The organism is Nostoc sp. DedQUE04 (assembly GCF_034530995.1).
Classification (GTDB): domain Bacteria; phylum Cyanobacteriota; class Cyanobacteriia; order Cyanobacteriales; family Nostocaceae; genus Nostoc.
The window spans coordinates 37,635-51,230 of the sequence record NZ_JAVRCA010000024.1 but is presented as its reverse complement, the minus strand read 5'-3'; the positions used below and the strand labels follow the sequence as shown (position 1 = coordinate 51,230).

General features: G+C 40.7%; 11 protein-coding genes. 6 read left to right on the top strand and 5 right to left on the bottom strand.

What is annotated here, in order from left to right; all coding sequences use genetic code 11:
* The first annotated feature begins 118 nt into the window (after positions 1 to 118).
* The 4 genes from RM049_RS18030 to RM049_RS18015 all read left to right on the top strand — a co-directional run bounded on the left by RM049_RS18030 (position 119) and on the right by RM049_RS18015 (position 5,020).
* Positions 119 to 1,819: a serine/threonine-protein kinase gene (locus tag RM049_RS18030; protein WP_322705132.1), complete on the top strand. Its 1,701-nt coding sequence runs from the start codon at positions 119 to 121 to the stop codon at positions 1,817 to 1,819.
* Positions 1,820 to 1,897: 78 nt separating this feature from the next.
* Positions 1,898 to 4,072, top strand: a complete 2,175-nt coding sequence (locus RM049_RS18025; RefSeq protein ID WP_322705131.1) for a serine/threonine-protein kinase — start codon at positions 1,898 to 1,900, stop codon at positions 4,070 to 4,072.
* 261 nt (positions 4,073 to 4,333) lie between these two features.
* Positions 4,334 to 4,678: a hypothetical protein gene (locus RM049_RS18020; RefSeq protein ID WP_322670222.1), complete on the top strand. Its 345-nt coding sequence runs from the start codon at positions 4,334 to 4,336 to the stop codon at positions 4,676 to 4,678.
* 135 nt (positions 4,679 to 4,813) lie between these two features.
* Entirely contained in the window at positions 4,814 to 5,020 is a 207-nt protein-coding gene (locus RM049_RS18015) for a hypothetical protein (RefSeq protein ID WP_322669127.1), read from the top strand.
* A 664-nt stretch (positions 5,021 to 5,684) separates the two neighbouring features.
* Here RM049_RS18015 and RM049_RS18010 read toward each other — a convergent pair.
* Entirely contained in the window at positions 5,685 to 6,521 is an 837-nt protein-coding gene (locus RM049_RS18010) for a TauD/TfdA family dioxygenase (RefSeq protein WP_322705130.1), read from the bottom strand.
* A gap of 238 nt (positions 6,522 to 6,759) precedes the next feature.
* On the opposite strand from RM049_RS18010, the gene RM049_RS18005 reads away from it, so the two are divergent.
* Positions 6,760 to 7,116, top strand: a complete 357-nt coding sequence (locus RM049_RS18005) for a hypothetical protein (protein WP_322670220.1) — start codon at positions 6,760 to 6,762, stop codon at positions 7,114 to 7,116.
* 214 nt (positions 7,117 to 7,330) lie between these two features.
* Here the strand turns inward: RM049_RS18005 and RM049_RS18000 are convergent, their stop codons facing one another.
* The gene (locus tag RM049_RS18000; protein WP_322705129.1) at positions 7,331 to 7,948 is read right to left on the bottom strand and encodes an NUDIX hydrolase; all 618 of its coding nucleotides are present in this window, start codon (positions 7,946 to 7,948) and stop codon (positions 7,331 to 7,333) included.
* 87 nt (positions 7,949 to 8,035) lie between these two features.
* Positions 8,036 to 9,238, bottom strand: a complete 1,203-nt coding sequence (locus tag RM049_RS17995; RefSeq protein ID WP_322705128.1) for a phosphoglycerate kinase — start codon at positions 9,236 to 9,238, stop codon at positions 8,036 to 8,038.
* Between the two features lie 89 nt (positions 9,239 to 9,327).
* Here RM049_RS17995 and RM049_RS17990 point away from each other — a divergent pair, with 89 nt between their 5' ends.
* Positions 9,328 to 9,738: a universal stress protein gene (locus RM049_RS17990; RefSeq protein WP_322670366.1), complete on the top strand. Its 411-nt coding sequence runs from the start codon at positions 9,328 to 9,330 to the stop codon at positions 9,736 to 9,738.
* Positions 9,739 to 9,908: 170 nt separating this feature from the next.
* On the opposite strand, the gene RM049_RS17985 is transcribed toward RM049_RS17990, so the two are convergent.
* Both RM049_RS17985 and RM049_RS17980 read right to left on the bottom strand, forming a co-directional pair.
* Complete coding sequence (locus tag RM049_RS17985) at positions 9,909 to 12,446, bottom strand: type II CAAX prenyl endopeptidase Rce1 family protein (protein ID WP_322705127.1); 2,538 nt, start codon at positions 12,444 to 12,446, stop codon at positions 9,909 to 9,911.
* 285 nt (positions 12,447 to 12,731) lie between these two features.
* Positions 12,732 to 13,442, bottom strand: coding sequence for a GDYXXLXY domain-containing protein (locus RM049_RS17980; protein WP_322670216.1), 711 nt, complete (start codon positions 13,440 to 13,442; stop codon positions 12,732 to 12,734).
* Positions 13,443 to 13,596 lie beyond the last annotated feature (154 nt).

Here is a 13,596-nt window from a genome sequence, read left to right as displayed (position 1 = left end):
TAATTCGTAATACTCGCCTTCATGCGAGAAGCAAGCTACGTAATTCGTAGAATATCCGAAAATGAGGGTATGTGCGTTGTAGTCATTAAATAAAACCTTATATTTATCCTTCAGCACCATGCAGCTCTATTGCAGTAAACAACACACAAATAATGGTAGTAACCGCTTTTGCACCCATTGTGGCGAACCATTACCTCTTGCTGTGGGACAGGTTGTGGATAATCGTTATCAAATTATCCGTCATTTAGGACAGGGCGGCTTTGGACGCACCTATTTGGCGGAAGATATCAATAAATCCCATCAAACCTGTGTGCTGAAGGAATTTGCACCCCAAGTACAAGAAAATCAAGATTTACAAAAAGCTAAAGAGTTATTTGAAAGAGAAGCAAATGTCTTAAAAAAACTCCAGCATCCACAGATTCCGCGTTTTCACGCCTCGCTACAAGTGAAGATAGGCACTAAAGATTTTTTCTTTTTAGTGCAAGATTATGTGGATGGTGATAACTACTACCAGTTATTAGAACAGCGTGAAAGTCAAGGAAAAACCTTTAGTGAAGAGGAAGTAATCATCCTCCTGCAACAAATTTTACCTGTACTATCCTACATCCACTCACGAGATGTAATTCACCGTGATATCTCTCCCGATAATCTCATCTGGCGGCGTTCTGATAATCTACCAGTGCTAATTGATTTTGGTGGCGTCAAGCAATTGCCAGCTTCTCAAGGTTTTTGGCGTACCAAGTTGGCTGAAAATAATACTTTGCTGGGTAAAAAAGGTTACGCTCCAGAAGAACAGCTACGGCAGGGAAAGGCATTTTTTAGTAGCGACCTATACTCTTTAGCGGTAACATCACTGGTGTTACTCACAGGTCAAGAACCGCAGAAACTATACGACAGCTATCAGGGAATTTGGAGGTGGGGAAAAGAAATTCGAGTTAGTCCCCAACTGGAAACAGTGTTAAAAAAGATGTTGGCTTATCGACCGAGCGATCGCTACCAACGAGCCGAGCAAATCCTCAGAGATTTACCATCGCCAACTGCAACTAAATCTTCAGGCAATTATATTACCACCAAAATCAAGACGATGGTAGTTGCTCCGGGAAGACAACGCGCCAGTGCTGTTGTAAGTCGATTCCAGAGGCAAACACAAGCAATTGTGAAACCGGCATCTTTCCCTGTTTGGATTCGCCCTTTTGTGATGAGTTTAGGGGGAACGGCTTTAGTTGTCTTAACTGGCGCAGGTGCTTGGGCGGTAGTAAATGCAGTGATTAAGAGTGTAACTTCAATTACTATCCCATCAATTTCATTACCGCAAATCCCCCAGTTTCCCAATCCCAGCGGTAAACCAGCAGGCGACAAAGGAAAAAATAGCGATCTCCAGAAACTTATCAATCGTCGTCAAGAGCTAGAAATTACTGAAGGATTTTTTATTCGCACAGTAGATGATTTATTTTATACAAAAAAACCTGAATTAAAGGGACGTAGCCTGACATCTAAACCTGAAGATGCTGGTTTACGAGATGAATGGTCTGATATTGCCGATAATTTATTAGATAAACTAGAACAGGCTGACCTCAGTACAGCAGCTCGTCGGAAATTAGGTAACTATAGTCAAAAAGATTACGATACATTGAGACAACAAGCGCGATCGGGGCAGTTTGGCAACTATACAATCGATCAGTTGACTAAAGACACAAATGAAAAATTCGATCGCTTGTTTCCCGATCAGCAGCGTAAGAAACTCAATCAACAGACTTTTGGTCAAATTTGGTATGCGATCGCAGCCGATCGAGTCAGTAAAGTACAATCTGGCAAATAAAGCAACTGGGGATTGGGAACTGGGGACTGGGAACTGGGGAAGAGTAACAAATGACAAATGACAAATGACAAATAACAAATGACAAAAATATATTGTTCTAAAGGACATGAAAATTCCCCAGGTAGTCGCTTTTGTCTCCAGTGTGGCGAAAATTTGTTGGATACACCCATGAGTTATAGTATCCAACCAGGAATGACTTTAGGCGATCGCTATGCGATCGTGCGTCAAATTGGCCAAGGTGGCTTCGGACGCACTTATTTAGCTGAAGATGTCAACCGTTTCCGCGAACTTTGCGTTTTAAAAGAATTTTCCCCCCAAGTTCAAACCGCTTACGTTGTCCAAAAAGCTGAAGAACTGTTCGAGAGAGAAGCGAGTGTTCTTTATAAACTGCAACATCCCCAAATTCCCCGCTTCCGGGAACTGCTGCGGCTGAATTTAGGGGGCAAAGAATATCTATTTTTGGTGCAAGATTATGTAGAAGGGGAAACTTACAATTCTTTGTTAAATACCCGGATACAACAGGGTTTGCGCTTTACAGAGGCGGAAATACGCCAATTGTTCCAGCAAATTTTACCAGTGTTGGAATACATTCACTCACTAGGAGTAATTCATCGAGATATTTCTCCAGATAACTTAATGCTTCGGACTGTTGATAAACTGCCAGTTTTAATTGATTTTGGTGGTGTCAAACAAGTAGTAGCAACCGTAGCTTCCGAATATTACCAACCCGGTATGGTTGCACCTCCGCCAGCACCAACCTTATTAGGCAAAATCGGATTTGCACCCCCAGAACAAATGCAAACTGGGTTAGTATCTCCCCACAGCGACTTGTATGCTTTAGCAGCAACAATGTTGGTTTTACTGACAGGAAAACAACCCCAAGAATTAATTGATACCTATACTCTCAGTTGGCAATGGCGACGGGAAGTTAATCTGAGTCAAAATTTGGCACAGGTATTAGATAAAATGCTATCGGCTAGACCAAGCGATCGCTATCAATCAGCCCGTCAAGTACTCCAAGCCCTCAACTCACCGCCAGCGAACTATCCGCCAACTCAATATCCCACTCCACCACAACCCACATCCGCCACCGTCGCCGTCTCTCCACCTCCCCCACCTTCGCCAACCCCTCCATATCCCTCATATCCCTCATCTTCTCCCTCTTCCTCGTGGTGGACGCCAACAAAAACCTTCCTGGTGGCGGCGCTAGTCGCTGGTAGTGTGGGATTAATTTGGTGGGGATTGAATGGCAGACGAGATGTGGGGCAAGTCGATCCTAATCCTACAGCCAGTCCCATTCCGACTAGCGAACAACCAACCGATCCTCTAGCGCAATATTCGCCAGCAGAACGAGAACGCAAAGAAAGATTAAGCGATCGCCGTCAACAGTTGAGTATTGACTCTAACTTCTACGTGAACTTAGTGAATCAAGTTTTTTGGGACAGAAATCCCAGTTTACGGGGACGTACTCTCAGCAATGGCCCTGAAGATGAGAGTTTGCGCGCAGAGTGGGATAAAACAGCTTCAGAATTACTAGAAAAGCTTGCACCACTGAGTAATAATGCCCGCCAAAAACTAGGAACTTACACAACTGCTGAACGCGATCGCTGGAAAGCAGAAGTTAACAAAATCAATGTTGGTAGCCGTTCTTTGTATGATTTGGGAGATAACGCATTCTTAAGTGTATTTCCTGAGCAGCGAGGTAAAAGTTTCCAAGGTCAGCCCATTGGACAAGTTTGGTATGGATTTGTTAGCGATCGACTCAGTGCAATCCTTGACGGTAGCGCTTTCCAGAAACTTGTCTTCGATCCTGGGGCTACTGGCAAAACAGTCAATGGTACTCTCCAATCTGGTGGTGGGAAAGTATTCATTGCTGGACTTGCCAAAAACCAATCTCTAGACTTGAAGCTAGAAGCAAATTCCCAAGTCTTGTTATCAGTCTATTCACCCTCTGGCAAAATTCGATTTTTAGAAGATTCTACCAAGCGTAGTTTGTCAACTAAATTACCAGAAAATGGATTTTATGAGTTTGTCGTAGTTTCCACAGCAACGAAACCAGTAGATTATCAACTCACTATTACAGCAGAAAATCCCACCGCTTCCCCATCACCAACACCCACGCCCACGGAAATATCCACGCCGACACCAACACCCACAGCAATCCCGACACCCACACCAACACCCACGCCTACAGAAACCTCCACACCTGAACCGGAACCTACACCAATACCAACTCCTGAGACAACGCCATAGTACCGCAAGGCGGAAGTCAAAAGTCAAAAGTTTGTATATCAAGGCTTTTGCTTGTTTAAAATGGTGGCTTGATTTCCGCCGCGCTGTACTAGTATTGGTGTTTAGATTAAGAAAGGACAAAATGACCCAGTAGTGCTGAGTTAAGGATCTCAAAATGTATATAGTTAAAAGTCGAAGATTTAAATTAACTTTGAGGCTTATTTCCTTTGTTTAATAGTGCCTTTTTTAATAATACTTATAGCTAAGACCGCAAAAAAAGTGATGAAATGGATAATTTTTTATATAACAAAACCATTAGTAATCTCAGCAATCATAGGATCAATCATAGGATCGCTCTGGGCAATATTTTATCTACTGTATAGCCAAAATATTCAAATAACTCTCAAATTATTTTTCTACTCATTTTTGGGAGGATTGCTTGGTGGAATAATTGGTGGTTTTATTGGTCATCTAGTTGGTTCGAGGGTATCTGAAGAATTTTCAGGTGATTTCTTTATTACCTCTGAAGGCGCAAGTTGGATTATTTGGCTTTCAATTTTCTGGATTATAGGCATTATTGTGGGAGCAGTTTTAGGAGGATTGATTTTTATCAGATTTTATTCATAATCCGTTCTGGATAAGTACGTGTTTATAGATCCTATTCGTGCACGTATTTTTTAGTTTTTTGTCGAATTTCCATCTTTTATGTTATGTGTTTAACTAGAAATTTTTCCGGCTAATACTACTATACATATATTATAAATGAAAACTCAAAGTATTATTGTAATCGTAACGATTCCAACAGTTATTTTAGGAATGCTTGGAGCAATTTGGGCAATATTTTATTTCAGATATACCCAAAATATTCAAGCAAGTTTTGAATTGTTTTTCTACTTCTTTTGTGCCGGTTTGATTGCTGGAATAGTTAGTCTAATTATTGGTATTTTATTTAAGTCGATACTTTATTAAAGTATCAGGTTTGGGATGGACATTATTAGAAGGTTCTTTGAGAGAGAGTACACTAATAGTACTTTTTTATACCTAAATATTAATAGTTAATGTTTCGCTCTCTAGTGGTCAAACTTTAGCTATTCTCATTGCTGCACCTTTATTAGAGGATGTTTGAAAAGTCGTATTGTCGGTATAAAAAGTTATAAATACCCCTAAATCCCCCGATATATTGGAGGACTTTGATTCCCGTTCCCACTTTTTTAAGGGGAGCTAGGTAAAATACTTTTCAAACAACCTCTAAAGTCTAGCTAGTAGTCTCTCAAGTTTAAATTGATAGGTAAGTAAGTTCGTAGTAAAGACTTTAGTCCTTAGTTTTCTAAGCACTAAAATGCTTACTACAAACTTTTCATTACTAGCTTAGACATTAAACCTCTTGCAAAAATCCTTGAATACCCCTCCCCAACCCTCCCCGATGTGTTGAGGAGGGGGCAATATTTCAAGTTTCCCCCCTTTATAAGGGGGGATTAAGGGGGGTCTATTCGACTTTTGCAAGAGGTCTATTGTAGTAGTACAACACGGCGGAAATAAACATACCATTTCAAATCAACAAAACGCTTATGCTGCATTAATTTTGAATTTTGAATTTTGAATTTTGAATTCCGCCTTGCGGTAGTAGTGTCTTTCAATCTGTTTGCACTACACCTAAACGCAACGCAATTCGCTGGTGCTTCGTTGGATCGTAAGGTCTACCTCTGTGCATCACTTGTGAATTGTCCCAAAAAATAATATCTCCTGGCTGCCAAACATGAGAGTAGACTGGCGTACAGTCTAGAACAGTCCTAAACAAATCCTCCCAGAAACGTTTTGCTTCTTCTGGTCGATCTTCCATACCAACTGCGATCGCAGTGTCCGAACCTAAATATAATCCCTTTTTACCAGTGACTTTGTGAGTGGACACAATGGGATGCAGTTTCTTCGGTATATCAGTATCTGCATTGGGTTTTTTAGAAAACATTGGTGGTGAGTGATACATCGACATCTGCTCTAATTGCTGCTGATGTTGAGGATCTAGGTTATTGTAAGCTTCTACCATATCGAGGAACTCGGTAGTGTGAGGTTGTCCATCTACACCTTGCGGCACTTGTATTCCATAAAGCATTACAACATATAGTGCGTTCATATCCAGTCCCTCTGTACTAGGGAGACCATCTTTATCATGATGCCATTGCCATGCATATTTCCCGGCTGGATCGGGAACCGGCCCCTTCGGATTGCCCAATATATAGACATATTGGCTTTGTAAGTCTGGACTAATCTCAGGATCTAATGTTTTCGGAGGGCCGCCAAACATAAAATCGCCAAAGGTCTGCTTGGCAAATTCTTTTAATTGTTGTGCAGTCATCTGTTGCTTTCTGACGACTACAACGCCATGTTTCCACAGTGATTCTTTTAATTCACGCGACTCTAGATTTGTGAGGCAGTTAAGATTACAACCGCGCAGGACTAAACTCCAGATCAAATCTTTCTCTCTAATTGCGGGTGCTACAATCTCGGCAAACTAAATCCTTATTTTTAGCGTTGCTGATTACGACGCTATCGAATAAACCGTTGATTAGTCGTATTGACACTTTTTCCATAACCTAGTTACGATTTAGTAACTGTCATAGCCGAGCGATTTATTATTAAATTGTTTAGCTGTAGATAATCAAGAATGTTTTGAAGCAGCAAATATTTGAGCAACAGGAATAATTTAGATTATGCAATGGAAACCAGACAATCAAACGCTATTAGCAATTGCCATAGTATTCATTGCAACGTGTTTTTTTGGAGGAGTAGTTGCTGGAATAGCTACTCTAATTATCACTAGGAAAAATAATTTTTTTGTTGAAATATTTAGACTATTAATTGGGGCTATAGGAGGATATGAAAGTGTATTAATCTGGAGTATTTTCTCTCTGAAAAACAAAAACTCAAATGAAATACTTAAAGCAATTATTTATTATCATCAAACCCCCCCTGGTTTCTTCCTTTTGAGTATATCGATTATATCCGGTGCAATAGGTGCAAGTATAGCTATATTTATGATGAGAAAAGTATTTCGCTGGCGTTCATAAATTTTGACTATAGGCTCCGACAAAATTGTGATTACCTAACTGCTGAAGAGTCTTGGTTATAGTGGTTCTAACCCCATCGCTGATAGCTATGTTAAGTTTGGCTCCTCTGGAAGGTGTTGGGTTTCGTTCCTCAACCCAACCTACGCATAGATTTATAAAAACTTATTACAACAAAGGTTTCTAATTTTTATCTCGTGAGAGTCATAAAACAGCGCTAATCAAAGTCTGTCGGTAAATTTGGTTGCCGATAATGTTGAAAAAGTCGATTTATTTGTGTTGGTGTCACACGTCCAAGAGAAAGTTCTGGTAACGCACCTTCAGGGAAAAAACCTACTTCTTCAGTTTCAATACTTGATGATGGAGAACCACCAATAAGTTCGCAGTGAAAAAACAGCTTGTAGACATAAAACGGTAATGGTGGATGTCCCTGTTTGTTTCTGTCATAGACTGCTAAAAGTTTGATAGCGCGTGCTTGATATCCCGATTCTTCATATACTTCTTTTACAACTGCCTCACTGGGCGACTCACCAACATCAGCCCATCCACCAGGTAAAGTCCAGCAGCCGTCTACTCGTTCCTTGACTAACAATATAGTATCGTCACGAAAAATTGCTCCTCGCACATCAACTTTGGGAGTTGCATATCCGAGTTCACGGCTAAATAAATCGAGGACATAGCTGTGTTCTACATTTGAGTAACTCGCCATGATTTCCGTGGCGATCGCTCGTAATTGTTTGTAACGTTCTATATCAAAAGGGTTTTCAGAATAGGTTAGACCATTTTGAGCGATCGCTTGTAACTTCTGTGCCCATTCCAGCCATTTGGTTTCCACAGTTTTTTCTCCTATCTACAGTAGAGGCGCACATCTGTGCGCCTCTAACGATGGTTTAATTACCTGAAAATTGCTGTAACGTCTATATTAAGCATCATCTAAAGCTGCAATTCCAGGCAACACCTTGCCTTCAAGTAACTCCAAGCTAGCGCCGCCGCCGGTGGAAATGTGGCTCATTTGATCGGCTAAACCAACCTTTTCCACAGCCGCTACTGAGTCACCACCGCCGATAATGGTAGTTGTGCCAGTTTTACCGATTTCAGCGAGGGTATGAGCGATCGCTTCTGTACCTTTCGCAAATTTATCAAACTCAAACACACCCATTGGCCCGTTCCAAATTACCGTTTTGGTATCTGCAAGGGCTTCTTGGAAAAATTTCACCGAGTCTGGCCCAATATCCAAACCCATCCAACCATCGGGGATATTCTCAATGCTAACGGTTTGAGAATTGGCATCTGGGGCAAAGTTATCTGCCAATACCACATCTGTGGGAAGCAATAAAGCAACGCCACGTTCCTTAGCTTTAGCTTCCAAAGACTTCGCTAGTTCCAGCTTGTCTTCTTCTACCAACGACTTACCAACATTCAAACCACGGGCTTTGTAGAAGGTGAAAATCATCCCACCGCCAATGATTAGCTTGTCGCACTTCTCCAGCAGTGTTTCAATTACGCCAATTTTGCTGGAAACTTTGGAACCGCCAATAATTGCTGCTAAAGGACGTTGGGGATTTTCAATGGCATTTTGCAGATATTGCAATTCCTTCTCAACCAAATATCCAGCCACAGAAGGGCTGAGGAATTTAGTCACACCTTCAGTAGAAGCATGGGCGCGGTGTGCAGTACCGAAAGCATCATTTACATAAAAATCAGCATTAGCTGCCAATTTTTTGGCAAATTCTGGCTCGTTTTTCTCTTCTTCTGGGTAAAAACGGACATTTTCGAGTAACAGCACTTGGCCATTTTGCAACGCGCCAACTTTAGCTGCAACTTCATCACCAATGGAATCATCAGTTTTAACGACTTCTTGCCCTAGTAACTCAGACAGACGTTTGGCAACGGGAGTTAGGCGTAATTTGTCATCCACACCCTTGGGACGCCCAAAATGGCTGGCGAGAATGACCTTAGCTCCCTTCTGCGTCAAATCTTGGATGGTTGGTAGAGCGGCGCGAATGCGAGTATCGTCGGTAATGTTGCCTTGGTCGTCCACAGGCACATTAAAGTCAACCCGCACTAAGGCACGTTTCCCAGAGATATCAGCCGAAGATAAACTTGCTAAACTTTTTTTGGACACACCAAACTCTCCTGATTGCCTTTTTGTTATTGTTTTGAAAGTAGAACCATCAAGATTTTACCGGAGTCAGGGGTACCCAAGTGACAGATATATTTAAGACGGTATTATTTCCTATCGATCAAAGCCGGGAAACGCGGGAAGCTGCTGATGTTGTTACCAACGTAGTCAAAAAGTACAGCAGTCGCTTGGTGCTGCTGTCTGTGGTAGAAGAAGCGCCTCCAGACGCACCTAGCGCCGACGATCCAATGGTGTCGCCAGAGGTAGTTGCGAAACTACTGGAAAATGCCCAATCTTTATTTTCTGGGCAAGGAATTCAATCTGAAACCTTGGAAAGGAAAGGCAAACCAGCTTTTACGATCTGCGATGTCGCTGATGAAATCGGGGCAGATTTAATTATCATGGGCTGTCGGGGGCTAGGTTTGACTGAAGAGGGAGCGGATGATAGTGTTACTACTCGTGTGATTAACCTTTCCCCTTGCCCAGTGTTGATTGTGCCTTAGCAGTGTGTTGCCGAATACTAGTTGTAGTGCGATCGCTAATAAAAAGTTCTGCGGTTGTTGTAAAAAGGGGGCTGAGGAAGGTTGTCCTAGATTTAGTAGTGCTAAATAAAGGCATCAAGTTTTAGCCTTAAGCAAGCATTATTGACTCCTACCTCCTGCCCCCTGCCTCCTTAAACCTTAGCATTCTGAATTTTTTGATTATTATCTAATTTTCTGATTCCTCCAAAAACAATTAACCAAACTACTACTACAATCCAGTGAATTAAAACGATCGCAAATAAAGATCCTGTGAGGGTATATGCAACAGTACAGATAATTCCCAAAAATGCCGCTAAAACAAGAAAAACACGATCAAAAAATGTAGGAATTCCAGCTTTAAAAAATGTTTTAGCATTCAAGGGATGATACAAAACAAATAATAATAAACTCACTATTGCCCACAAAGACCATTGGAACCAACTGGTAATTTCGCTAGGATGAGGAAGCAAAAAAATGCGAAAAAAGAGTTCTTCCACAATTGCAGGTAAAAATAAGCAACGTAATATTAACAAGCATTTATTAGTCCAATTTGCAGACCAAAGTTCTATCTGTAAAAATCCAAATTTCCAACCATAAGGTAGAGCAAGAATACTATAAATTATCAACAGTACAACAATAACTAACCAATCTTTGAACCTCGGAACTACTAAGGACGCTAAAGTGCGATTTAAAAGAATTGAAAGTGGTGAAATATTGGTAAAAGGAATCTTAATTTGTCCTAAAAGTGCTGTTGGGGCAATGGGTGTAATATTAGATTCCCAACCACCAACTTGATTAGTTCGCAATACTTGCATAGTTGCGCCATGTTTTAAAAATATTGCAGCTAGGTCGTCATGTGCAAGTCTAGGCATTATTGTTCGCCATGTTGTCAAACCAGCCCAAATACTACGATCTTGAAATGGTTCCGTCGTTTTTCCTCTGCCCGTACCTGCAAGTATACCTGCTTGACTTTGCCAATCAGCGCGAACTATACCTAAGGGTGCTAATTGTTGTTCCAAAGATTGACCTAATTCAACTAGCTGCTGAAAGCGTAATGTTTGCGGGTGATTGGGGTTGGCGCGTATCCAAGTTTGAATTTGAGGAGTTATAGCAACTTGGTTTTTAATTGCTAATATCGCAGCATAAAGTGCTTGGCTTGAGTCTTGAACGCATGAGGTAGCAGGTGATACCATTGCGCCACCAGTTCCATCACCAACTCGATAACGTGCCATTGTTATCTGTAATTGTTGCTGAAATTGTTTTAAAGGCGAAAGTTTAACACCATCAAAATCATAATCCTGCGTTACAGGGTCGAATTGGATCAAAATATCTGATACTGGACGTGTTGCCAGCCAACCACGTTGTAAATTACCCATATAATCAGCCCATGTATGCGTTCCGGCAATAATTCCATCGGGGTTATGGGCATAAATTTGGTGGTATTTAGTCTCAAAGCGTAATTCGTTAGTAAACTCGTCACGGACAACTTCTGCAATTCCAAAAGCAAAATGTCCGGTGATAGTATAAGGTACTCCTAATGGTTCAGCTTTACGTCCGCCAATTCCACCAAATAGGTGTAGAACAATAGCCTTATTGCCTTCTTGCCATGTTGATATAGATTGATTAAGGGAATTTTGTGTTTCTCCAGGCTTTAATAATACAGTATTGAATTTACCTTTATTTTTCTCAGTATTTTGCCAATTTACATCTTGGATGTAATTTAGCCCTAATTCCTTACCAGTAATAATTTGACGGGGTTGAATTTGCAACAGAGAACGAGGTGCAAGTGCGCGTACCGTAAATACGCCCTTTGCATCGGCAGCACCATAAATATACCACCCATCTTCACCCGCAGGCGATCGCTCGATTTTCTGCGAACTTGAAGGAGCAAAATTTCGCGAATCTATTACTTGTTGGGGAATGCGAATAGTTTCTTCAATCCCATTAAATTGATTTGCATTAGGATTATAATGTTGTACTAAAAAATAATCGTTAAACTGCTTTTGATTTGAAAATAAACTAGTTTTATATTGAGATTCAATCGGTTTAATTATTTTTACCAACCCATAAAATCTACCAGTTGCCAAAACAGGTTCGCGTTCAATTTGCAAAATAGATTTTTCTTGATTTGCATCAATGATTGTAGTTGAATCTAAAACAACAATTGTTTCATCATCAGGATTTGCACCAGCCAAAGAGCGTAAAATCCCTACCTGACGAACTCCATTTAGTCGAAAAGGATGAATATTTCCTTGTTTTTGGCTTTTAATTACTTCAGGAGTGAAATTTATATCTCGCGTTAAAACTCGTTCTAAAGCCAGCAAATTTTTATTCTTTTTCCAATCCAAACGCACAATTTTACCTACCAAATTTTGTGCTGTAGGTGGTGCATATTGTACTTCCATCCATACCCAATCTAAACCATCTTGTAATTGCTGTTTCGTTGGTAAAATTAACCTTCCTACCCAATCGCCAATAGGTTTATAAAGGTTTGTAGATGGAATTTGGGCAATGGGATAAAAAGCAGATTGATTAAAGTTTTGTTGAATATGGATTGCGTAATTACTTTTTTGTACTAACTGGGGTTGGGTTGGGGAGAGTTGGCACAACGCAATTACTGCAATGAACACTAGCAGTAAAAATTTCGTAAATCGTAACCTTGCTTTTCGACTTAATCCCCGGAAAATCATATATTATCAGCAAGTTTTATTTGCTGATAATCTTACTATAAATACACAATTTTGACTTTTTGCTCTAATTTAGGGCTATTTCATTCTAAATGTAGGCGATATATAAGACATCTGGTGAAATTAAATATGCTTTATCTAGAATCTTTGTAGAGACGTAGCATTACTACGTCTCTATATTCTTTTTCAGCAAATATCTAATGACAAACAGAAAATTCTGAGCGTGAAAAATCAGCGCTCAGAACTTTAGAGACAAAGCTTGCATATTTACACGCTTTGCCTAACAGCTTAAAAACGATAGTTGCGATCGCGCACCCACATACTAACTGGCACTGCCTTTCCTTGTGGATCTACTTTCGCCTTGACCACAATAGGTGGTACTTGTCCTCTGCGGGCGCGTTGGGCTTGCAAATCGTTGCGAATCTGCTGCCGTTGGTTTTCTGGGATGTAATATGTTTCCAAGCCGTAGTTAACAGAACCATCCTGATAAACACCTTTTAAGGCTGCCTGATTGGCTCTAAGAGTTGTGGGGCGATCGCTACTTACTCGTAACGGTCTCCAAGCTCTAGGAACACCGCGACCAGAAGATAATTGCTCTTGCAAAGTCACGTAAATATTGGTTCCTTCAGGCAATCTTCTGCCACTTCCACGACCTCTGCTGACTAATGTTTGCCAACCAGGTAGTCTGCTCAAATTTGAGGTACGGGATATGTTGTAGTCTAAGGCTAAGGTGTTACCTTCTAGGACATTGTTAGGATCTACAGGTACGGTTTGCAAAATCACCGTTTTACCTGTGACATCTGTATAAACTGCTTGGGCTGGTACTGCCATAATTAGCCCTGTTTGTAGCGCCAGGGGAGCTAGTAACCGCCAAAAAGGTAAGGGCTTATTCGATTTTTGTTCAGTAGCAATCAAGTAATCCCGAAAAGTCACCTTATTGGAAAATTCGGCTTCGGGAGACAAGGGTTTATTTTTAGATTCAGAAGAAGTATTACTCATGAGCGTAGTCCTAAAAAGCAGAGGTCTTGAGGAGGTTAAAAGTAACGAAATTAGGACTGACGCAGAGAAACTTTAAAAATTTTGAAGTACAGAGATTTCTCAATTTTGGATTTTGGATTTTGGATTTTAGATTTTTTATTCAATCCAAAATTTA